A 22,744-nucleotide genomic window follows, 5' to 3' on the forward strand; every position below is an offset into this window, starting at 1 on the left:
AATGTACCAACCATGTACCAACTATGATTGTTTATACTTTATAGGGTGGTATTCTATGATGTTGAAAAGAGAAGGTTACCCGACAGGAATGATTCCTAATAGGAAGAAGGCTAAGGCAGCACGAAAAAAACATTTGCTTATTAAATAAATATAACCTTACTTTACGCCAGAACATAGTTAGTGTAAAAAATACAATGTATAGACATTCATCAATTACTACCATTACTAGCACCACCGGGATCTCTCGGGGAAGGTAAGCTAATGGGAAAACTGAAAAGATAAACCAACAATAAAGCGCCTTCCTCTAAACAGGAAGGCGCTTTTTTTATAACCTGATATTATGAATATTTTAAAATTCGGAGGTACTTCAGTAGGTTCAGAAGGAAGCATCCAGGCACTAATCGCATTGTTATCGCCAGATAAAGAATTAGGCTATCCAGTTGTTGTACTTTCTGCAATGAGTGGGGTTACCAATAAACTATTGGAAATGGCCGAGCAAGCCAAGAACCTTGGAGAATATACCTCACTGCATAAAGAGGTTGAGGAGCAGCACTTCAGGGTAATCAGAGCTTTATTGCCTGCAAGTGCACAAAATCCTGTGCTAACTAAGCTTAAGATTTTTTTCAATGAACTGGAAGATATCTTGCAATCGGTATACAACCTTCGAGAGCTTAGTCCTCAAACCAAAGATCTTATCCTAAGCTACGGAGAGCGGTGTTCAACTGTAATGATAAGTCACATTGCTAAACAGAAATTTCCTGAGGCAATTTATGCCGATGGATCAGCATTGATTAAAACAGACAATAACTTTGGACAAGCAAAAGTAAATACTAACCTCTCTGAAATGCTAATCAGAGATTTTTACAATGCAAATAAAGATAAGTTGATTTTCGTAACTGGATTTATTTCCAGCAATGACGAAGGAAGGGTTACTACACTTGGACGTGGTGGTAGCGATTATACTGCTGCAATTTGGGGCGCAGCGCTTGACGCAGAAGAAATCCAGATCTGGACAGATGTCGATGGAATGCTCACTGCAGATCCACGTATGGTTAGCAAAGCATTTTCCTTACCTGAACTGAGCTATACAGAGGCCATGGAACTTTCCTATTTCGGTGCTAAAGTAATTTACCCACCAACTATGATTCCTGCATTCTTAAAAAGGATTCCAATTGTTATAAAAAATACTTTTAATATCGATTTCCCGGGTACTTATATTAAACATGGTGTCAGTCCTTCAAACCTCCCCATAAAAGGTATTTCGTCAATTGATGAGATCAGTGTACTTAACTTATCAGGTAGTGGAATGGTTGGCAAGGCCGGATTTAGCGGCCGCCTGTTCTCTCTCTTATCTCGTGAGCAAATTAATATAGTACTCATTACCCAATCTTCTTCTGAACATAGCATCACGTTTGCTGTTAAGCCTGCAGACTCATTGAAAGCGTTATCGCTCATCAATAAGGAATTTGAACTTGAACTTCAGGCCAAAAAATTGGAATACCCTGAAGTAGAGAACGGGCTGTCTATTTTAGCTATTGTAGGCGAGAACATGAAGCGTACCCCAGGCATGTCTGGTAAACTATTTAGTGCCCTGGGTCGTAACGGCGTTAACGTGCGCGCTATCGCGCAAGGATCATCAGAATACAACATATCAGTGATTATTTCTAAAGCTGATCTCTCAAAGGCAGTAAATGCAGTACATGACGCCTTCTATTCAGACCTAAAAAAAACGCTGCATATATTCTGTGTCGGCACCGGAAACATTGGTAAAACACTGTTCAAGCAGCTTCAAAGTCAAATGCCATTTCTGTCAGATAACAATGATCTTCAAGTAAAGGTAATGGGTATCAGTAATACCCGTAAAATGTACCTTAATCCAAATGGTATTAACCTTGACACATGGGAGCAAGAGCTAAATCAACAGGACACCCCCGCAAGCCTGCCAGAATTTATTAAAAAGATGAGGGCGATGAACCTGCCAAACTGTGTTTTTGTAGACAATACAGCAAGTCATAATCCGGTAGAGTTTTATCTTGATATTTTGCAATCCAGTATTTCTGTGGTTACCTGTAATAAACTTGGTAACTCGGCAGAGTATGAACAGTATGATAACTTTAAGCAGGCAGCCAGAACCTATGGTGTAGATTTTTTCTATGAAACTAATGTAGGGGCTGGATTACCTATTATTCGTACCCTTAGGGATCTTATGCTAAGCGGCGATAAAATCTCCAGTATCGAGGCTATTTTATCGGGTACGATATCTTACATTTTTAATAATTATAAAGATGGAGTACTGTTCCATGAAGTAGTTAGAGAAGCGCAAGATAAAGGTTACACAGAGCCAGATCCGCGTGATGACCTTAATGGTAAGGATTTTATGCGCAAGATGCTCATCCTTGCCCGTGATGCTGGTTACCCTTTGGAAGAGCAGGACATAGTACTTCAAAATATGCTGCCTCCAAGCTGTATGGCGGCAGTTACAGTAGCAGATTTTTATCAAGAATTGGAAAACAATGCCAGTTACTTTGAAAATCTAAAAGATACTGCAGCCACTGAGGGAAAGGTGCTTCGCTACATTGGAAAACTTGAGAATGGGAAAGTAGAAATCACACTTCAAATGGTAGATGAGCAACATCCATTCTTTACATTATCAGGCAGTGATAACATCATCTCTTTTACCACTAACAGATATAAAGATCGCCCATTGGTTGTAAAAGGGCCGGGTGCAGGAGCAGAAGTGACTGCCGCAGGCGTATTTGCAGATATTATTAACGTAGGAAAAAGATAAAAACCCAAATGAACAATTCAATAAAAGTATTTGCCCCTGCCACCGTAGCAAATGTAGTATGTGGTTATGATGTGCTTGGTTTTGCAGTTAATGCACCGGGTGATGAAGTAATCATGAAGGTTAAGGATACAAAGGGTATTTTCATATCAAAAATTACAGGGGATGACGGTAAACTACCCTTAAATCCTGAAAAAAATACGGTAAGTGCCAGTGTACAGCATTACTTAAATCACATCGGTCACCCAGATTTCGGGATAGATATCGAACTGCATAAAAAAATGCCTATAGGCAGCGGACTAGGATCTAGTTCAGCAAGTACGGTAGCTGGACTGTTTGCTATTAATACCTTATTTGATAATATATTGACAGCAAAGGAGCTTGTACCTTTTGCCATGAAAGGTGAAGAACTGGCTTGTGGTTACGGACATGCTGATAATGTTGCGCCAGCGCTTATGGGTGGTTTTGTGCTTATCAGAAGCTATGAGCCACTGGATATCATCAGTTTGCCATTTCCGGAAGATTTACACGCCGCTATCGTTTACCCAGAGGTAGATGTTCCAACAAAAGATGCGAGGGAAATGATCCGCTCAAAGGTACTGCTCAAAGATGCAGTTACCCAATGGGGCAATGTTGCAGGGCTGGTAAGCGGTCTTTTTATGAGGGATTACGAATTGATCGGCAGGAGTATGACTGATGTGCTTGTAGAGCCAACTCGTGCAATCCTTATCCCTGATTTTTATGTTTTGAGGCAACTTGCACTTAATGCAGGAGCAATTGGTTTTGGAATCTCCGGTTCTGGCCCATCTGTTTTTGCTTTAACCCGAAACGCTAATGACGCGCATAAGATCACAGACCAATTGCAAAACCACCTGAAAAAAATGGCCATCAATAGTCTTTCCTTTGTCTCTGAAGTAAATAAAAAAGGCCCTATTATAATTGATTAATCAAATGAAACTATATAGTACAAACAACCATAGCCTGCAGGCAGCGTTTCAAACTGCTGTTTTTAACAGCATGCCGGCAGATAAGGGCCTTTATATGCCCTCTGTTATTCCTGAGCTTGATGCAGAATTTATTCAAAACATTGAGCGGTTTACTTTATCTCAAATCGCCTTTAAAGTAGCCTCTGTATTACTTAAGGAAGCCATACCATCTGAGGATTTACAAAGCATCATTGATGACGCCATTAATTTTGAGGCTCCTGCTGTAAAACTTGATGAGAACATTTACGTTCTGGAGCTTTTTCACGGGCCATCCCTCGCATTTAAAGATTTTGGAGCCAGGTTTATGAGCCGTGTGATGGCTTATTTTTTAAAAGAAAATGAGAAAATGCTGGACGTTCTTGTTGCCACTTCTGGAGATACAGGTGGAGCTGTAGCATTAGGGTTTCTCGGTGTAATTAACACTCGTGTTACTATACTTTATCCAAAGGGTAAAGTAAGTGATATTCAAGAATTGCAGCTTTGCACAAATGGACAAAATATCCGCGCAATAGAAGTAGATGGTACTTTTGACGATTGCCAAGCATTGGTTAAGCTGACCTTTGCAGATGAACAGTTAAATGAGAAATTGCGACTTACCTCTGCAAATTCTATTAATATTGCCAGGCTTATTCCTCAAACTTTCTATTATTTTAATGCCTATGCACAATTAAAACGCCAAGGTATAGAGGAAATAATATTCTCTGTGCCATCAGGTAATTTTGGGAATATTGCTGCGGGTTTACTGGCCTTTAAAATGGGCCTACCGGTAAAACAGTTCATTGCTGCCACTAATGTTAATGATACCGTTCCAAGGTATTTAGAAACAGGGGTGTATGAAACTAAGCCTTCAGTACAAACTTATGCTAATGCAATGGACGTAGGGGCACCAAGTAATTGGGTGCGCATTATGGATATGTTTAAGGGTGATGTTTCGGCCATTAAAGACATCGTTACCAGTTACAGTTTTACTGATGACCAGACGCTTGCCGGAATGAACCAAATTTATGATCAGTACCAATATGTTGCTTGTCCGCATACAGCTATTGCATACCTGGCACTTCAGCATTATCGTGAGCAGACAAATAGCACAAGTTCTGGCGTATTTCTATCTACTGCACACGCCTGTAAATTTCTTGATGTGTTTCCTGAAAATATCAAATCAGCAATTGAAATACCTGAACAGGTCAAGAGATTAATGGATCAGCCAAAAATAGCAACATCATTAAATAATAATTACCAGGCTTTTCGCAGTTATCTTTTAGAAAACAGATAAGCCATTGCATCCTATAAAAAGCAGGGTTTACTCCTGCTTTTTATAAAACCGCATCACTACTATATCACCCATCATGAAATAAAGCGTGGTATCATTGCTTATCGAATAGGTATTCACTTTTTTAAGCATTTCGGTAAATACGGCTTCTCCTTCGCCCGGACAAGCCATTTTTGTTGTAGCAAAGGGCTCATTAAAACTAATATTACTATCGTCAGCTATCAATGCTCCAGAAAACGAATTACAAGCAGTACTTCCGCTAAATTTTTTCTCACGGGTATTGAATTCTATAAATGGCTTTTTACCTGGATATAGGCCATTAAAAGCCATCCTTGGGCCTGAAACATGATTTAGTTCCCAAACACCGCCAAGTTGCGACAAGCCTTCGCTGCCAATTGTACCCGGCTTAATGGTTGTACAAGCAACAATCGAACTAATAATAAACACAACAAGTATCAATTGATTCTTCATAATTTATGAACAATGGAAAATGTAAGATACAAAGAGTATTTCAAAAATATGCTAGAATACCCCCTGAACTATCTTCTTTGTAGGCTCTGGATTACCCATTGTATAAAAGTGTAGTACAGGAGCACCCATAGCCTTCAGCTCTTTACATTGATTGATCATCCATTCAATGCCCACCGCTTTTACATCTTTTTCATTGTTGCATGCCTGTACTGCTTCACTTAGTTCTATTGGGATGTCCAGATGAAAAACTTTGGGTAAGCTTATAAGTTGTTTACTGCTTGTAATGGGCTTAAGTCCAGGAATTATAGGAACGTTAATGCCGTTGGCACGGCATTTATCCACAAATTCCTTGTATTTCGAATTATCGAAGAACATCTGCGTTACAATAAATTCAGCACCCATGTCTACTTTTAGTTTCAGGTATCTAAAGTCGGTATCCAGATTTGGAGATTCAAAATGTTTTTCTGGATAACCAGCTACACCTATGCAAAAATCAGTACGTTCTGAAGTACCCATATCGTCGTGCAGGTATTTGCCCTTATTCAAATCAGCCACTTGCCCTAAAAGATCTGATGCAAACGCATGTCCGTTTGGAGTAGGTATAAAGGCCGAATCACTTTTTCTTGCGTCACCGCGAAGTACCAGTACATTGTCAATCCCTAAAAATTGCATATCTATCAGGGCATTTTCAGTTTCCTCTTTCGTAAAACCGCCACAAATCAAATGCGGTACTGCATCAACTTTATATTTATTCATAATAGCGGCACAAGTAGCTACTGTACTTGGGCGTTTACGATAGGCAACTTTTTCCAGCAAACCATTTGCATGCTGCTTATATATGTAATCTTCTCTAAGATACGTCACATCTATAAAGGGAGGATTAAACTCCATTAACGGATCAATGGCGTCAAATATACCTTTGATACTCTGACCTTTTATCGGTGGTAATAATTCAAAAGAGAACAAGGTATTACCCTTGGAGTTGTTGATATGGTCAATTATTTTCATTTGTCTGGTTCTGTATTGGCGTAATAAATTCAGGCTAATTTTAATAAGCTAAGTTCGGGCTTAACCATCTTTCCACTTCATCAATGGTCATATTCTTTCTTGTCGCATATTCTTCAACCTGGTCTTTGGTAATCTTACCAAGACCGAAATAACGTGATTGAGGATGCGCAAAATAAAAGCCGCTAACTGCTGCAGTTGGGTGCATCGCATAGCTTTCTGTTAAATGAAGTCCAATCTTGTTTTCTGCATCAAGCAGTTCAAATAAAGTCCCTTTTTCAGTGTGTTCCGGACAGGCTGGATATCCCGGCGCCGGACGAATTCCTTCATACTCTTCCTTAATCAGGTCTTCATTACTCAAACTTTCCGCTTTTGCATAACCCCAATAATCCTTACGCACCAGTTCATGCATCCTTTCTGCAAAAGCCTCGGCCAGCCTATCCGCTAAAGCCTTGGTCATAATGCTGTTGTAGTCATCATAATTGGCTTCAAATTCAGCAACCAGTTCATCGCAGCCAATTCCGGTAGTTAAAGCAAAACCACCAAAATAATCCGGTACACCAGTTTCTTTTGGTGCAATAAAGTCAGAGAGTGCATAATAAGGCTGACCGGCAACCTTTTCTGCCTGTTGGCGAAGGGTATGGATCATCACTTTATTTTGTTCCTGCGTATCGGGGTCTATAACCGCTAACTCAATGTCATCCCCAACAGACTGCGCCGGCCAAAAACCTATTACTGCTTTTGCGGCTAGTAATTTCTCGTCTACAATCCTTTGTAATAGCGTCTTAGCATCAGCAAATAGTTTTTTAGCCTCATCGCCTACTACTTTATCTTCCAATATACGTGGATAACTACCGCGCAATTCCCATGTTTGGAAAAAAGGTGTCCAGTCGATATATGGAACCAGCTCTTCTAGCGGATAATTCTCAAAAACACGCGTTCCTAAAAAGGAAGGAGCGGGGGCCACTAGGGCCGTATCTAATTTAAAATTATCAGCCCTGGCCTCTCCAATCGTTTTGAAGCGTTTATCAGATCGTTTGTTTAAATGAGCCTCACGCGCTTTATCGTATTCCTCACGGATACCCGAAATATAGGCGCCACGGGTATCCTTGTTCATTAATGTACTACATACCGTAACACTCCTTGATGCATCCAATACGTGAATTGCCGGACCAGAATAATTAGGCGCAACCTTAACTGCAGCATGTATGCGAGATGTTGTAGCCCCACCAATAATTAGCGGAATGGTAAAGCCCTCCCGTTCCATTTCTTTGGCAAAATGTACCATTTCGTCTAGCGAAGGTGTAATCAGTCCGCTTAAACCAATAATATCTGCATTAATTTCTTTGGCCTTTTTAATGATATCCTGCGCAGGAACCATCACGCCCATATCAACAATTTCGAAGTTGTTACAGGCCAATACTACACCAACAATGTTTTTACCTATATCATGCACATCACCTTTAACAGTGGCCATTAACACCCTTCCTGCCGACGAGTTCTGATCCTGATCTGGATTGTCCAGTTTTTCTTGTTCAATAAAAGGCAGTAAATAAGCCACAGCCTTTTTCATTACACGGGCAGATTTAACCACCTGCGGAAGGAACATTTTACCAGCACCAAAAAGATCGCCCACAATATTCATCCCATCCATTAATGGGCCTTCAATCACATGTATTGGTCGGGGGTACTTTTGTCTGGCTTCTTCCACATCTGCATCAAGGTATTCAATAATGCCCTTAACCAGCGCATGCGATAAACGAGATTCAACTGGTTCTTTTCTCCACTCTTCATCACGTATAATCTCCTTGCCTTTAGATTTTATGGTATCCGCAAATTCTACTAATCTTTCAGTAGCATCATCTCTCCTGTTTAGTAAAACATCTTCCACAAGGATAAGCAACTCAGGAGGTATCTCCTGATAAACTTCTAACATTCCCGCGTTTACAATACCCATATCCAAACCAGCTTTAATAGCGTGGTATAAAAAGGCAGAGTGCATTGCTTCTCTTACGGTATTATTACCCCTAAAAGAGAAAGAGATGTTAGATACTCCGCCACTTACCTTAGCAAAAGGAAGATTTTCCTTAATCCATCTGGTAGCATTTATAAAATCTACTGCATAATTATTATGCTCTTCCAAACCTGTTGCAACGGTAAGTATGTTCGGATCAAAGATGATGTCTTGCGGTGGAAAACCGATCTCATCAACCAATATGTCATAAGATCTTTTACATATCTCTTTTCTTCTTTCAAAATTATCTGCCTGTCCCTTTTCATCAAAAGCCATCACTACTACGGCAGCTCCATAAGTCATCACCTTCCGTGCACTTTCCCTGAATTTGTCCTCACCCTCTTTTAAAGAAATGGAGTTTACAATTCCTTTGCCTTGCAGGCATTTTAACCCAGCTTCAATCACCGTCCATTTGGACGAATCCACCATGATTGGAAGTTTAGAAATATCAGGTTCAGAGGCAATCAAGTTCAAGAACTTGGTCATTGATGCTTCAGAATCAATCATTCCCTCGTCCATATTCACGTCAATCACCTGCGCACCCCCTTCTACCTGCTGTCTTGCAACAGTTAGGGCGGCTTCGAAATCTCCGCTAAGGATAAGCTTTGAAAATTTGGGCGAACCTGTAATATTTGTACGCTCACCAATATTTACAAATATACTTTCAGGGGTAATAGCCACCGGCTCTAAGCCACTTAACCGCATATAAGTAGAAATTTCAGGGATCTTTCTCGGTTCTACACCCTTAGCTTTTTCAGCAATACAGCCTATATGATCTGGCGTGGTACCACAGCATCCACCCACAATATTTACAAAGCCATGTTGTATAAAATCTCCAACCAGGCGTGCAGTTTCATGCGGCATCTCATCATAAGCGCCAAATTCATTTGGTAACCCCGCATTTGGATAGGCAGATACATAACAGCCCGCCTTGGCAGAAAGCTCTTCAATATGCGGTCTCATGTCTTTAGCGCCCAGCGCGCAATTAAAACCAATACTCAATGGCTCGGCGTGAATTACAGAGTTCAAAAAAGCCTCAACCGTTTGACCAGACAATGTTCTGCCCGAAGCATCTGTAATGGTGCCTGAGATCATGATCTCTATTTTTTTGCCTATTACGGTCTCATATTGTTTAATAGCGTAAATGGCAGCTTTGGCGTTTAATGTATCAAAGATAGTTTCAATTAGCAGCACATCTGCACCGCCATCAACCAAGCCCCTAATCTGTACATCGTAAGCATCCACCAGCTGATCAAAAGTAAGCGCCCTGTAACCTGGGTCATTTACATCAGGAGAGATGGATAGCGTCCTGTTAGTAGGGCCAACAGCACCAGCAACAAAGCACTGCCTGCCAGGATTAAGCGCCATAAATTCAGTAATGGCTTCTTTGGCAATTTTGGCGCCTTCAAAGCTCATTTCATAATCCAACTCTTCCATCTGGTAATCTGCCAGGGAAATGCGCTGTGTACTAAAAGTATTTGTTTCAATAATATCAGTTCCGGCCTTCAGGTATTCTGTATGAATAGCCTTGATAATGTCAGGCCTTGTAATGTTAAGCAAATCATTGTTTCCCTTTACATCACAAGGGTGATCTTTAAAACGCTCCCCTCTAAAATCCTCTTCGGTTAAAACATAGCGCTGGATCATAGTACCCATTGCACCGTCGATAATCAGAATACGTTTTTCTAATTCTTCTCTAATGTTCATTTAAATAGTATCCATATGAGTTGATAATAAGCTGTTTTTGATAGTGGACAAAGCCAAAACAAGTGCCGAACGAATTACAAACAAAGCTTAAGGGAAATATTGAAGTCTGCTAACCGATTGGCACCAATGCTATCAACTAACTTATCTTTCAGAGGCCAAATAACCGGCTTCAGTAGAATGTAGCACCTTGTAAGCACAGGTTGCTAAGACTTCGCAGGGTCTAATCCCTCCGTCTTTCTCTATAAGCAGTACAAAAATGCAACAAAGAAAAATGATTTCCAAAAAAACAGCTATTAATACGAATAAAGTTCGCTATATGGCGCTCTTTACACCCACAAGGGGAATTTAATTTTGATATGGCGCGTTCGTCGAATAATAAGGGGAGTTGGTCGTCACTTACCCAGTACTGGTATAGTATCCCAAATACCCTTGCAACGTTTTTGTCATCGCTGCGTCTTAATAACAAACAAAAGAAAAAACCTCAAAAATTCAAACGACATGAAAACTCTAACAAAAACATTCTTCGCAGCAGCATTAACAGCAGTAGTTCTAACTTCATCTGCATTTACAACATTTGCAGCCGGGCAAACCACCACAACCACTACAAGAATTACAGCAGCAAATGGCTTTAACAAAATTTGGGTGAGCGGAAACGTAAAAATTGTGCTAACACAGGGTGAGAAAGAAATAGTTCAGGTATCTGATAGCTTCAATCCTGAGAAAACATCTGTATTAACCAATGGCCAAACGCTGTATATAAATTCAATGGAATCCTCACAAGTAACAATCAACATTACGGTTAAAGACCTCCAACGCGTTGAAGCATACGGACAATCTGTTGTGCTAACCAGCAATAATTTTGATGTAAAATATCTTCAATTGTTTTTAAACCAAAACGCTACGGCCAAAATCAAAGCCACTGTGAGCAGTATCTACAGTGTAGTGTCTGATAATGCAGTATTAAAAATAAGCGGCGCTGCAGATCAAAGTACAATAGTAGCAAGCAATATGAGCAACGTTAAGCTCAATAACTTCGCAAGTTTAAAATCTTCGCAATTTGCATCAGAGGCAATAATGATTGCGGAAAGATCAATAATTGCCAACGCTAAATAATAGTTGCCAAACCCTTTCCACAAATACCGCCTGGTAACTGCTAAATGTTTACTTTGTGGTATTGGTAAGCAAACTACATGAAAAAAATAGCATTACTTATTGGCGCTACCGGGCTTGTTGGAAATGAGCTGGTGAAATTACTCCTTGCAGACGAGCGTTTTAATAAGGTGTTGGTATTTGTGCGCCGTCCAACGGGACTTTCGGCAAGCAAATTGGAAGAGTACCTGGTTAATTTCGACGATCCTGCAAGCTGGTCTCATCTTGTAAAAGGCGATGTATTATTTTCCAGTATGGGCACCACACTTTCGCAAGCAGGGAGCAAAGATGCGCAGTACAAGATTGATTATACCTACCAATATAACTTTGCAAGCACAGGGGCGGCAAATGGTGTTCCTACTTATGTTTTGATTTCCTCGGCAGGCGCAAGTACAGATTCAAAGCTTTTTTATTCCAGGATGAAGGGGGAGTTGGAGCGAGATGTGAAGCTGCTCAATTTTTCCAGCATATACCTGATACAGCCAAGTTTATTAGTGGGCGATAGAGATAAGAGCCGTCTTGGTGAAAAAGCAGGCTTTTGGGTGCTTACAGCTTTAAATACATTGGGACTATTTAAAAAGTACCGCCCTATAACGGGATCAACTGTTGCCTGGGCAATGCTCAATGCCGGCATTAATGCAGATCCTGGCCAACATACCATCACATTAACCGAGGTTTTTAAGCTAGCGGGAGCATAGCGATAAGCATATTTAGTGGCAAATAAAAAGCAATCAGATAAGGTGTAAATTTACTTGATCGCTTTAAGTATTAAATTTTTATTATTTTCTTCCGCCAAAAATTCTCAATAAGAAAAGGAAGATGTTGATGAAATCTAAGTATAAAGAAAGCGCACCCATTATTGCTAATTTCTTAGCATCTGCAGCAACAATTTCACTTCCATCAGCTTCAATACCTTCGCCAATTTGTTTTAGTTTTTGAACATCGTATGCTGTTAAGGCAGTAAAAATAGCTACGCCAAAGAAACTCATTACGTAGCTAAATGTGCTGCTACCAATCCATAGGTTAACAAGACTGGCTATAAAAAGACCAGCAACACCAACCATTAAAATGGGTCCAAATTTAGTCAAGTCAACATCCGTAGTGTAGCCTAAAAATGCCATTATCCCAAATATAGCTGCGGCGGCTCCAAAAGCAGCAACGATAGAGCCTGCTGTATAAATCAATAAAATGAAACTTAAACTCACGCCCAGTAGTACCGAGAATAATACAAATACGCCAATTAATGCGCCGTAAGATAAGCGGCTAAATCCTGCGCCCATCAATAATACCAAGCCAAGCGGTGCAAACATTGCAATGTAACCCAAAACAGTTCTTTGTCCTGTTTGAAAGTTAATCAACTGACTAAGCGCTGCTTCAGAAGATGATATTAAAAAAGCTGCTGCTGTCGATAAAGTCAAGGCAACGAACATCCATAAGAAAACATTTGCAAAGAATTTCTTGGCTACTGTTTTTTCCTGCTGTACAAAGACAGATTCCTGTGCCCACTCGTAATTATTTTTATTATCCATGTGTCTTAAATTTTATATAAATATAGCAATACTTTTATAGATACAAATGTTATGCCCCGAGCCTTTTTGTCAGGATTTCTTCAACTTTCTTAAATATCTGAAGTGGTTTAAGTGTGCGCCATGCCAAATCGTCAAGCTGTCCGCCAAAATTAATGTAGTAATCAATATTACTGTCCCTAAATTCTTTTATAACATGCTCTTGGAAATTGATGCCTGATATCCAGCCATCTTCTACATCCTGAAACCACTCTTCGTAATAACTATCTTCATCTGATGAATGGAAGGTAAGCACATTCTCACCTATCAGGATAAACTTATTGACGCCTTCGTCAATTATCAGCTCAATAATCTCCCTTTTTAGTAACATAATATCATTGTTGATGGCATCGTTCCATTCCCCAATAAATTCTATAATGGTATAACCCCTTTCATAGTCCGTATACAGTACTTTGATGTATAAGGTGTTGGAGCCGAAATCATCCCATTGCGGGTGAATCAGGAAATTGTATAACTGTTTATCGAAATAAAATTCAGAGTACTGGGTTTCAAAGAACGGAGATCTTTCATCTTCAGCAGCGATATAATCGTCCCTCCATTGGTAATAAGGTTCTATCTCGTGCATAACTATTTGTTCTTTTGAGCAGCTTCTACAGCCTTACGCACACTTCCGTAGCGAATAAGCAATTCTGCCGCCTCGTTATGCACTATGTTCAATTCTTCCATCACCATTTGCGTACCCCTATCTACCAGTTTATGGTTAGTTAACTGCATATCCACCATTTTGTTCCCTTTTATCCTGCCCAATTTTATCATCACTGTGGTACTCAGCATATTTAGTACAAGCTTTTGCGCGGTGCCAGATTTCATTCTGGTTGATCCGGTAAGAAATTCCGGGCCCACTACAACCTCAACCGGATAATCACTTTCGGCAACAATTGGTCCCCCTTCATTGCAAACGATGCATCCTGTTAACACTCCAACCTCACGTCCAGTATTTAAACCGCCAACTACATAAGGCGTAGTACCAGAGGCTGCCAAGCCTACTAGGCAGTCGCCACTTTGGATATTGTATTCCTGCAAGTCCTTCCATGCTTGCTCAGTATTATCTTCGGCGTTTTCAACCGCACGTCTTATGGCTGTATCACCGCCCGCAATAATTCCCACTACCTGATCAAACGGTACACCAAATGTAGGTGGACATTCAGAGGCATCAACTACACCAAGGCGACCACTTGTGCCGGCACCAATATAGAATAGCCGGCCTCCTTTAAGCATCCTTTCGGTAACTGCCGAAGCGAGTTTTTCAATTTGGGGCATGGCTTTTTCTACAGCCAGGGGAACGATTTTATCTTCTGTATTTATATTTTGAAGAATCTCGTTTACAGACATTAGATCAATGTTATTGTATTTAGATTCCTTTTCTGTTATTCTAATCATATTGTTTATTTTGTTGTAATACTGAGCGTAATCTATAACCACTCTCAAATAATTTTATAAAATTCGGCTTTTTCTTTTTAAACGAGAAATTATAGTGTTAATCAATTGAAGCCACAAAAAATATTAGGATAAACAAATAAAATTGATATGGGTTTATAACATAGATGATCTCTATTTTGTTAACTTTGTATGCGTTATCACGCCAATGAAGAAGACTACTCGTTATAACCTTATTATCTCCTTAACCTATTCGGCAACCTTAATAGGAGGGATGTTTATGGGCTATAAATTTCTGAAAGATCAGGGTTATCATTTTACGCGCAGCACCCATCTGGCAGACAATAATGCAGAAAAAGTAGACGAGATTATTCACATCATCAACAAGAACTACGTTGATGATATAAATGCAGATTCACTAAATCATTTGCCGATTGACAGCTTGCTGCATAAACTAGATCCGCATAGTGCTTATTTGCCTCCAGCAGCAGCCAATGATTTTGCAGAAAACCTGGGTGGTAATTTTGCCGGTGTTGGGGTAGAATATTATATCTTAAAAGATACCTTATTGGTTACCAATGTGGTTAAAGATGGGCCTGCCTATGTTGCTGGTATCAAGCAGGGCGATAAGATCTTGAAGATTGATACGTTGGTTGTAAGTGGTATGTCTCTACCTAGAGCACAAGTAATGGGCAGGATAAAAGGACCACGTGGTACACCGGTAACGTTAACAATCCTTCGCCCTGGAGCTACACAGCAGGTGGCGATAACCATGAAACGGGATAGGGTAAAGGTTAGTTCTATAGATGCTTCGTATTTGCTTAATCCAGAAATTGGGTACATACGGATCAGTAAATTTGGTGCAGATACAGATAAAGATTTTGTAGAATCTATAAAAGACCTAAAATCAAAGGGAATGAAAAAACTTGTTCTTGATTTAAGGGACAATGGCGGTGGGTACTTAACAGCAGCCACAGGTTTGGCTAACCAAATTCTTCAGGAAAATAAGCTAATTGTCTACACAGAAGGTAAGCATGAGCCGCGTACAGATTATGTAGCTACTGGTGGTGGTGAGTTTCAAGACGGTAAACTTGCGGTTTTAATCAATGAGAATTCAGCTTCAGCAAGCGAGATACTTGCAGGTGCCGTGCAAGACCTCAATAGGGGTATTATTATCGGTCGCCGTTCATTTGGGAAAGGCCTGGTACAAGAACAGTTCCCTTTTGGTGATGGCTCTGCACTTAACCTAACTATTGCAAGGTACTACACCCCTCTAGGTAGAAGCATTCAAAAGTCCTATAAAAATGGTTACGATGCCTATCAGAAAGAAATTGAAGATCGCTTTCACGATGGGGAATTAACTGACAGCAAGCAAATGCCGAAAGACACGGTAAAGAAAAGGGTTTTGACAGAAGGTGGCATCCAGCCGGATGTTTATGTAAAACTTGATACAGTTGGTTACAATAAGTTATACGCAAATCTAGCGGCTAAAAAAGTGCTTATTGATTTTGTTTACGATGTGCTGGCAAACAGGTATACTTCATCTTTTATTGATCAGAATTTAAATTCCTTTGCCATCAATGATACCGATTACAAAGACCTTGTGAAATACATTCAAAGCAAGAATATTTTAATTGATCCACATCAAATGGCTGCTGCAAAGCCCATCATTCTAAATGATGTTAAGGTGTTGCTTTGCAAATACCATCTTGGTGGCGCCGGCTATTACAAGGCACTTAACCTGGGCGATGCTGTAGTAAAGCAAGCCATTAGCAGCTTGCAGTAAGTTTACTTCTGTCTAAAATAAATTTGGATAGGTACTCCGGTAAAATCAAAATTCTCCCTTATTTTATTTTCAACAAACCTCTTGTAAGGTTCTTTGATGTATTGCGGAAGGTTACAGAAGAAGGCAAACATTGGAGAGGTTGCATTGATTTGTGTAATGTATTTGATTTTAATGTACTTTCCTTTAAGCGCAGGAGGCGGATATTTTTCAATGATTGGCAGCATGACATCATTCAGCTTAGAAGTAGGTACTTTCTTAGCCCTGTTCTTGTGCACTTCCAATGCAGTTTCTATAGCCTGGAAAATCCTTTGCTTGTTTATTACTGATGTAAATACGATTGGTACATCTGTAAATGGCTGTAACTTGGTGCGGATTCGATCTTCAAACAGCTTGGTAGTTTTGCTATCCTTCTCCACTAAATCCCACTTGTTTACCAAAATCACAATTCCTTTTTTGTTTTTCTCTGCAAGGTGGAAAATATTCACGTCCTGAGACTCTAAGCCCTCCGTGGCATCAATCATTAAGATCACAACGTCGGCTTCTTCCAGCGCCTTAATTGTGCGCATTACAGAGTAGAATTCTATGTTCTCTTTAACCTTGGTCTTCTTTCTTAGTCCGGCGGTATCAATAAACATAAACTCATGACCAAATTGGTTGTAATGAATGTGTATGGAATCTCTTGTAGTTCCTGCAATTGGTGTAACAATATTTCTTTCTTTACCAATAAGCGCATTGATAAGGGATGATTTACCTACGTTAGGCCTCCCAACAATAGTTATTTTAGGTAATGCATTCTCGTCTTCAGGAATATCTTCAAAATGAGTAATCACTTCGTCCAGCAAGTCACCGGTACCAGAGCCCGTCATAGACGAAATCGGGTAAATCTCTCCTAAGCCAAAACCATAAAAAACAGCAGCTTCATTTTGCAGCTGTGTATTGTCAACCTTGTTCACTATGGTGAAAACAGGTTTTTTGCTTCTTCTTAACAATTGGGCAATTTCATCATCAAGATCTGTAATGCCGGTAGTAACATCCACCATAAATAGCAAAACAGTTGCTTCTTCAATGGCAATAATTACCTGTTCGCGGATGGCAGCTTCAAAGACATCTTCAGAGTTGGCTACATAACCGCCGGTATCAATAACGGTAAATTGCTTGTCTGTCCACTCAGCAGACCCGTAGTGGCGGTCACGTGTAACACCGCTAAAATCATCAACAATGGCTTTGCGACTTTCTGTTAAGCGGTTAAAAAGGGTAGATTTGCCTACGTTTGGTCTTCCGACAATTGCGATAATGTTACTCATGTGTATTTGTGAATTGTATTAATTATTAAGGGGTTGCAAAGGTAAGCTTAATTTTCGTACCCGAAACCTTTTAAGTAGTTCTTTTTGCTACGCCAGTCTGGAATTACCTTTACAAAAGTTTCAAGGAATACTTTTTGGTCCAGGAATTTCTCAATATCCTTCCGGGCCTCAGTACCAACTTTTTTAAGCATGGCACCACTTTTCCCTATCAGGATGTTTTTTTGCGAGTCGCGTTCCACTACAATTTCAGCGCTAATGCGGGTAATTTTTTCTTCTTCTTTAAAAGCAGTAATTACCACTTCGGTGCTATAGGGGATTTCTTTCTGGTAGTTGTTGAATATTTTTTCACGGATAATCTCAGATACAAAGAAGCGCTGGGTGCGGTCTGTCAGATCTTCCTTGTCATAAAATGGATCATGCTCTGGAATATAATCCAAGATCATATCCATGATACCTTCCAGGTTATACTTATGCAGGGCTGAAATGGCGAATATATATTTAGGATTAAGCTTCTCTTGCCAGAAGGCAGTTTTCTCCTCAACTTGTTCCTGGGTGGCATTATCAATTTTATTGATCAATACGATCATTGGTATAGTTGTGTTGATGATCTTTTCAAGTACGTCGTTCTCATCATGTTGCTCGTTAATGTCGGTAACAAACAAGAGTAAGTCTGCATCTGTTAACGCACCTTTTACTGAGCTCATCATAGAATCTTGCAATCCGTACCGTGGTTTTATGATACCTGGTGTGTCAGAAAATACAATTTGATAATCTTCTTGATTGACTATTCCAAGAATACGGTGGCGGGTAGTTTGAGCTTTGGGAGTAATGATAGAAAGCTTTTCGCCCACCAGGGCATTCATTAGGGTAGATTTGCCAACATTTGGCTTTCCGATTATACTTACAAAACCTGCTTTATGCGCCATGAAAATATTTTTTAAAATAAATTTGCACCGCAAAGAAACGAATTATATCTTTGCATTCCAATTCGGAAGAAGAGTTAAGGATTTAACAGAAGCTTTTAAATTGTTTATAGTGCGGGGTGGAGCAGTTGGTAGCTCGTCGGGCTCATAACCCGAAGGTCATCAGTTCGAGTCTGGTCCCCGCTACCTAAAAAGGTTCGTAGTTTTGCAAGAAACTAAGGCAATCTTAAATGGCCCGTTCGTCTAGGGGTGAGGACGCCAGATTTTCATTCTGGAAACAGGGGTTCGATTCCCCTACGGGCTACGATCCCGCTTTACGATGAGTAGAGCGGGATTTTTGTTTAATTGCAGTAATGTTAATGTATGATTTTGGCCCACTCCATTATAAGCAAATCCCCCTTCGTAAAATATGTGCTTTGGCATCTATCCTAGACATTCTAACTTACTTAATCTCGCTGTATGGACTTGTTTTTATGTTGAACTTTTCTCAAAATCTTATTTTGTTCCTCGACTCGGTTAACATACGCTTTCATTCCCGGGTTTTCGATATTTTCCAGCATCTCTTTTTTTAAGTGTAGCTGCCCATTGCGAATAAACAAGCCTGTCACTTCGCAGTATCTATTTCTGTAGGATATCTTCTTGTGGTTAACAAAAAAACCATTTCGTTTGATAAGTGCAAGTATTTCTGGAAGATGATTTTTAAATCTTCTTGTCGCTGAAAACATAAGATCATCCACATAATTCGTGAAGATGATACCCTTATCTATGCATAATTCGGCTAACTCTTTAACTGTTGAAGAGAAAACAAGGTTTGCTAGTGTTGGTGAGGTTGGTGCGCCTTGAGGCAACCTACCTTCGAAAGTAGTAAGCCTGGTAATAATACGTGCTTCGCTAGTTAAAAAGCCTAACGATAATAATGTTTGGTGGACTTGGGTATTTGTGATATTTGAAAAGTAATTTTTGAGATCTATTGTTAGAAAATTTGAGCTATGAACATGAGCTATGGCATTCATAATATTGTCTTTCCCGATAATACTTCCATACATTTCGTGGGGTAGAGGAATTTTTTGAAGTACGACGTTTATTTTTCGTTGCAGCCACTTTAGTTCTTGAATAGGCTCTTGAGTATTACGATATTTGAAGATGCCGTCTTTATTTTGTTGTGGCTTCCCATATTTCTTCTTTTTTCTTACCGTATTCCGATAGATACCGAGCGATTTTGTGTTCAGACGTTCAAGTAGGTTTTTATCAATTTTTAAATCTGGGATGGTATACATCAAAATTGTTCAAAAATGAAACCGGGTCTAGAACTTGGACAGAATCAGATTTAGTAACTTAAAGATTCTTTGCATAAACCATTTCGTGATTTGCGTTGGATGTTTCCTTAATTTAAAAATCAATAACTCCATTAACCATTGTTCCGTTCTTGATAAATTTTTGCGGTTCTTTAGCAAAAGCTTTTTCATTTGCTTCTGCACCAATTTTCTTTTTTTCATGTTCATGATGCTTATAAATCCCAGACAATTCTGGCCGCAAGAACATTTTAATCACCATGGCAAATCAAGAAAACGACCCGGTTTATGAGTTCATTATTTTGGGTGCCTTGCCGCAAGGCACCATTCAAGTATGTGCCTAAAGACACTTAAAAATGGCTTTTTAGAAAATTGGTTTTCAAAGAACGGTCTAAAATAAAAAAAAGCTCTAATATAATGGTAAAAAAAACTTGTTTCTCAGCTAGTCTTATTAAATCATTAAAAATGGGTGAAATTATTTTCCTGAAGGTTGCTTTTTCTGATTGGAAACAACATTGGAATATACCTTATAAGACTATTGCAAAAGCGTTAATGAGCCGGCTATAATTTGATAGGTAACGTTGAAGTGTAATCTATTTTTTGAATAAGTCAAGGTAATCTTTAAAAACATAAAGCTTGTTTCTTTGCGCACCGGATATCTCGCTCAAAATCTCTAGCTGTTCTAAATCATTAATCAGTTTATAAGCTGTTACATAAGACTTTTGGATGATTGCTTCAACATTGCCGACATTAATCACAGGCTGGGTATATAAATAATCAATTACCTTCTGTGCATTTACATTTCGGTTACCTAATGTTTTCAGTTTTATTTCTAAGCTTTTTTGCAACTGAAGAATTGCATCGAATGTAGTGACGCCTTTTTTGGCGGTTTCTATAATCCCTGTTAAAAAAAACTTCAACCATTGGGATATGTTGTTTTGAGTCCTCGCCAACATCAGATTATCGTAATATAATTGCCTGTTATTTTCGAAAAAGTCCGAAAGATATAGGATAGGCTGCTTAAGAATTCCTTTACTTACCAAGTAAATGGTGATAAGAAGCCTGCCTACACGGCCGTTTCCATCTAAAAATGGGTGGATGGTTTCAAATTGATAATGAATAATAGCAATTTTTATTAGATCGGGTAATGGGTTTAAGTCATCATTTGCAAACTTCTCTAGATCAGACATAAGTTCATCTATTGATGTATGTACTGGCGGAATAAAAATTGCATCATTTAGAGTTGCCCCACCAATCCAGTTCTGACTACTTCGATATTCCCCTGGGAGCTTGTGCTCTCCTCTGACTCCTTGTAATAATATCTTATGAGTTTGTTTAATAAGACGAGACGAAAAAGGTAGGCGGTGTAATAATTTTACAGCCTCATTCATGGCACTTATGTAATTCTGAACTTCTTCCCAGTCATCTCTTTTCTCAGCAATTATTTCGTCTTTACTTAAAAAGGCTTCTTCCATATTTGTTTGAGTACCTTCAATTTTCGAAGATTGTGTAGCTTCTTTTGCAATATGCATTCGTATGAATAATTCTATGTTCACATATTCTGAATACATATCTAGCCGTCCTACGTGTCTATCAGCTCTACTCAACAATTGTATTACTTCCATGTTATCAAGATGCCATTCTCTGTCTATCAGGTTCGGTTGGAAGCTTTTATAATACCCCTGGTTTATTTGCTTTCCTGAATTGTATTTGTTCATTTTCAATAATCTTAAATAAAGGTATGCTTATTTAAGTAAACAACAAAACAACTTAAATAAGAAAGCGACTATTTAAGTTTATGCTGCGTTTGGTTAATTAATGCGAAGCTAATTTAAGAGATTGATCGATTTACAAATACTCAATAATTCAATGTTATCTCTAACATTTGGTCTCAATATCACTGCTATCTAAATTAGCTAAAAACATCAAATCGTCCTGAAAGGTGTTCGACAAATGTAACGCTTGGGCTACACATTGTGGATAAAACGCTAATAAGTTGATTATTAGCGTTTTTTGCGTTAAAAGCTGTCAGATATTTATATCAATGTTTTGGGTAAAATGGCAAAATCAGCGATCGCATACCTTAATGAGCATCATGAATGTGTATGCAGGGATCATTAGTACCACTTCAGTTAAATGAAATGTGTGATTAAGATTTGCCGGTCTGCTACCGGTAGCGGGTGGCAGGGTAACGATTTAAATTTAGTTATTGCAGACTAAAAGTGCTGCCGCAATCTTATTACCTGCCTTGTCCGACTCAAATGTAACTAAGGTTGCCCTGTCGCCAATTTTCAATTTAGCTTCCGTTATTGTTCCCGATGGATCTTTGATCTTCGTTTCTGGTGTTACGATAATGTTTACCAGCAGGCTGTCGCTATCCTTTATGGTGATGAGATGATTTGTAATGCCAACAATTTTCCCCAAGCCATTTGTCCCTCCGCATGGGTCATCGTTTTGGGCTTTTGCGCTCCCTGGCTGATTAACAGGTGGAAGTGGCTTATTGCTTGGTGCGGTTTCGAAACGAACAGGTAAATGGTTCGTTTGCTGGGCGATGGCCACTCCCATGGCAACCGCAACAAAAATTACGACAATAGCCGTTGCCATGGTATTCTTTTTTTTGTGAGGCATTGAAGACAACTTACGCACAGCGATAGAAAATATCCAATAGCCGAGCAGCACACCCAGTCCGTTTAAAATCACATCATCAATATCAAATATCCCAACGCGGAGCAGCACCTGTGTAGCTTCAATTGCAAAACCAGCTAGGAAAGCTATGGCCAGTCTTTTACTCCAGTTTAATGTGCCAAATGCGAGCGGTAATAGAATTCCGACCGGCATCAATAAAACGATGTTGCCTATCAAGTTGATGCCGCTAATCATTAGGCCGTTTTCACCCATCAGGTATATAAGAATTGTTTTAAAGGGGACCAGGTTTGCGGGGCCAGTTTGTGATCCCCCGAAATAAATCATCAGCTTCCCAATCCGTATCAGGGGTACGTCTTTGAATATCATTACTTTAACTAGCAGCGCACTGTATGCGAGTAGTATGAAAGCTGCGAGGTATTTCCTTTTCATTTTCTAAATTTATT

18 protein-coding genes, 2 tRNA genes and 1 riboswitch are annotated in these 22,744 nt (G+C 39.4%); of the genes, 8 read left to right on the plus strand and 12 right to left on the minus strand.

Going from position 1 to position 22,744, the window contains the following annotated elements; genetic code table 11:
* The first annotated feature begins 340 nt into the window (after positions 1-340).
* Genes thrA through thrC form a run of 3 tightly spaced genes read left to right on the plus strand, consistent with a single transcriptional unit; the run spans position 341 to position 5,044 of the window.
* Entirely contained in the window at positions 341-2,788 is a 2,448-nt protein-coding gene (gene thrA / locus ACVWYN_RS11255) for a bifunctional aspartate kinase/homoserine dehydrogenase I (protein ID WP_457288962.1), read from the plus strand.
* Between the two features lie 8 nt (positions 2,789-2,796).
* The gene (locus tag ACVWYN_RS11260; RefSeq protein ID WP_457288963.1) at positions 2,797-3,732 is read left to right on the plus strand and encodes a homoserine kinase; all 936 of its coding nucleotides are present in this window, start codon (positions 2,797-2,799) and stop codon (positions 3,730-3,732) included.
* A gap of 4 nt (positions 3,733-3,736) precedes the next feature.
* Positions 3,737-5,044, plus strand: coding sequence for a threonine synthase (gene thrC, locus ACVWYN_RS11265; RefSeq protein WP_457288964.1), 1,308 nt, complete (start codon positions 3,737-3,739; stop codon positions 5,042-5,044).
* A gap of 27 nt (positions 5,045-5,071) precedes the next feature.
* Here thrC and ACVWYN_RS11270 read toward each other — a convergent pair whose 3' ends face one another.
* The 3 genes from ACVWYN_RS11270 to metH are packed head-to-tail and all read right to left on the minus strand — an operon-like array spanning position 5,072 to position 10,238.
* The gene (locus ACVWYN_RS11270) at positions 5,072-5,512 is read right to left on the minus strand and encodes an META domain-containing protein (RefSeq protein ID WP_457288965.1); all 441 of its coding nucleotides are present in this window, start codon (positions 5,510-5,512) and stop codon (positions 5,072-5,074) included.
* Positions 5,513-5,563: 51 nt separating this feature from the next.
* Positions 5,564-6,520 (minus strand): methylenetetrahydrofolate reductase, encoded by a 957-nt coding sequence (locus ACVWYN_RS11275; RefSeq protein ID WP_457288966.1) that lies wholly within the window; start codon positions 6,518-6,520, stop codon positions 5,564-5,566.
* 40 nt (positions 6,521-6,560) lie between these two features.
* Positions 6,561-10,238: a methionine synthase gene (gene metH / locus ACVWYN_RS11280; protein ID WP_457288967.1), complete on the minus strand. Its 3,678-nt coding sequence runs from the start codon at positions 10,236-10,238 to the stop codon at positions 6,561-6,563.
* A 138-nt stretch (positions 10,239-10,376) separates the two neighbouring features.
* Positions 10,377-10,486, minus strand: a riboswitch (SAM riboswitch).
* A gap of 250 nt (positions 10,487-10,736) precedes the next feature.
* On the opposite strand from metH, the gene ACVWYN_RS11285 reads away from it, so the two are divergent.
* The gene (locus ACVWYN_RS11285; protein ID WP_457288968.1) at positions 10,737-11,351 is read left to right on the plus strand and encodes a GIN domain-containing protein; all 615 of its coding nucleotides are present in this window, start codon (positions 10,737-10,739) and stop codon (positions 11,349-11,351) included.
* A 77-nt stretch (positions 11,352-11,428) separates the two neighbouring features.
* Positions 11,429-12,085 carry an NAD(P)H-binding protein gene (locus ACVWYN_RS11290; protein ID WP_457288969.1) on the plus strand — a complete coding sequence of 219 codons (657 nt, stop codon included), beginning with the start codon at positions 11,429-11,431 and terminating at the stop codon, positions 12,083-12,085.
* An 81-nt stretch (positions 12,086-12,166) separates the two neighbouring features.
* Here the strand turns inward: ACVWYN_RS11290 and ACVWYN_RS11295 are convergent, their stop codons facing one another.
* From ACVWYN_RS11295 to murQ, 3 genes are read right to left on the minus strand one after another with little or no spacing between them, the layout of a single operon-like run.
* Positions 12,167-12,916: a Bax inhibitor-1/YccA family protein gene (locus tag ACVWYN_RS11295; protein ID WP_457288970.1), complete on the minus strand. Its 750-nt coding sequence runs from the start codon at positions 12,914-12,916 to the stop codon at positions 12,167-12,169.
* 49 nt (positions 12,917-12,965) lie between these two features.
* On the minus strand, positions 12,966-13,538 hold the full coding sequence (locus tag ACVWYN_RS11300) for a hypothetical protein (RefSeq protein WP_457288971.1): 573 nt from the start codon (positions 13,536-13,538) through the stop codon (positions 12,966-12,968).
* 2 nt (positions 13,539-13,540) lie between these two features.
* Entirely contained in the window at positions 13,541-14,353 is an 813-nt protein-coding gene (gene murQ, locus ACVWYN_RS11305) for an N-acetylmuramic acid 6-phosphate etherase (protein ID WP_457288972.1), read from the minus strand.
* A gap of 205 nt (positions 14,354-14,558) precedes the next feature.
* Between murQ and ACVWYN_RS11310 the strand changes: the two genes are divergently transcribed.
* Complete coding sequence (locus tag ACVWYN_RS11310) at positions 14,559-16,136, plus strand: S41 family peptidase (RefSeq protein WP_457288973.1); 1,578 nt, start codon at positions 14,559-14,561, stop codon at positions 16,134-16,136.
* Positions 16,137-16,138: 2 nt separating this feature from the next.
* Here the strand turns inward: ACVWYN_RS11310 and der are convergent, their stop codons facing one another.
* Together der and era are read right to left on the minus strand one after the other, a co-directional pair.
* Positions 16,139-17,440: a ribosome biogenesis GTPase Der gene (gene der / locus ACVWYN_RS11315; protein WP_457288974.1), complete on the minus strand. Its 1,302-nt coding sequence runs from the start codon at positions 17,438-17,440 to the stop codon at positions 16,139-16,141.
* A 47-nt stretch (positions 17,441-17,487) separates the two neighbouring features.
* The gene (gene era / locus ACVWYN_RS11320; protein ID WP_457288975.1) at positions 17,488-18,366 is read right to left on the minus strand and encodes a GTPase Era; all 879 of its coding nucleotides are present in this window, start codon (positions 18,364-18,366) and stop codon (positions 17,488-17,490) included.
* A gap of 110 nt (positions 18,367-18,476) precedes the next feature.
* On the opposite strand from era, the gene ACVWYN_RS11325 reads away from it, so the two are divergent.
* A tRNA-Met gene (locus ACVWYN_RS11325) sits at positions 18,477-18,549 on the plus strand.
* 46 nt (positions 18,550-18,595) lie between these two features.
* Positions 18,596-18,667, plus strand: a tRNA-Glu gene (locus ACVWYN_RS11330).
* A 142-nt stretch (positions 18,668-18,809) separates the two neighbouring features.
* Here the strand turns inward: ACVWYN_RS11330 and ACVWYN_RS11335 are convergent.
* The 4 genes from ACVWYN_RS11335 to ACVWYN_RS11350 all read right to left on the minus strand — a co-directional run bounded on the left by ACVWYN_RS11335 (position 18,810) and on the right by ACVWYN_RS11350 (position 22,730).
* Entirely contained in the window at positions 18,810-19,640 is an 831-nt protein-coding gene (locus tag ACVWYN_RS11335) for a reverse transcriptase family protein (RefSeq protein ID WP_457288976.1), read from the minus strand.
* A 112-nt stretch (positions 19,641-19,752) separates the two neighbouring features.
* Positions 19,753-19,917: a hypothetical protein gene (locus tag ACVWYN_RS11340; protein WP_457288977.1), complete on the minus strand. Its 165-nt coding sequence runs from the start codon at positions 19,915-19,917 to the stop codon at positions 19,753-19,755.
* Between the two features lie 331 nt (positions 19,918-20,248).
* Positions 20,249-21,373, minus strand: coding sequence for a Fic family protein (locus ACVWYN_RS11345; RefSeq protein WP_457288978.1), 1,125 nt, complete (start codon positions 21,371-21,373; stop codon positions 20,249-20,251).
* Between the two features lie 484 nt (positions 21,374-21,857).
* Entirely contained in the window at positions 21,858-22,730 is an 873-nt protein-coding gene (locus ACVWYN_RS11350; protein WP_457288979.1) for a VanZ family protein, read from the minus strand.
* Positions 22,731-22,744 lie beyond the last annotated feature (14 nt).

It is taken from the genome of Pedobacter sp. UYP24, from assembly GCF_054057295.1.